1 pseudogene is annotated in these 547 nt (G+C 48.8%); it reads right to left on the bottom strand.

The window, feature by feature from the left end:
- Positions 1-164: 164 nt before the first annotated feature.
- Positions 165-547: pseudogene (locus tag Q664_RS54165) on the bottom strand (IS1-like element IS1F family transposase); the annotation flags it as partial.

A 547-nucleotide genomic window follows, 5' to 3' on the forward strand; every position in this document is an offset into this window, starting at 1 on the left:
GTTGATGAAGGAACGGCAGAGTTTTTGCTGGCGTGTGAATTACCACACTAAAAGAATGAACAACTGCCCCATGTAGATATGGGGCAGGATTTTATTGATTAGCGGCGATAATAAGAACAATACCCACAATGTATGAAATAAACATGGTCGGTAATGACTCCAACTTACTGATAGTGTTTTATGTTCAGATAATGCCCGATGACCTTGTCATGCAACTCCACCGATTTTGAGAACGACAGTAACTTCCGTCCCAGCCTTGCCAGATGTTGTCTCAGATTCAGATTATGTCGCTCAATGCGCTGAGTGTAACGCTTGCTGATAACGTGCAGCTTTCCCTTCAGGCGTGATTCATACAGCGGCCAGCCATCCGTCATCTATACCACGACCTCAAAGGCCGACAGCAGGCTCAGAAGACGCTCCAGTGTGGCCAGAGTGCGTTCACCGAAGACGTGCGCCACAACCGTCCTCCGTATCCTGTCATACGCGTAAAACAGCCAGCGCTGACGTGATTTAGCACCGACGTAGCCCCACTGTTCGTCCATTTCCG

The sequence above is a fragment of the Archangium violaceum Cb vi76 genome, assembly GCF_000733295.1.
GTDB classification, from domain to species: Bacteria; Myxococcota; Myxococcia; order Myxococcales; family Myxococcaceae; genus Archangium; species Archangium violaceum.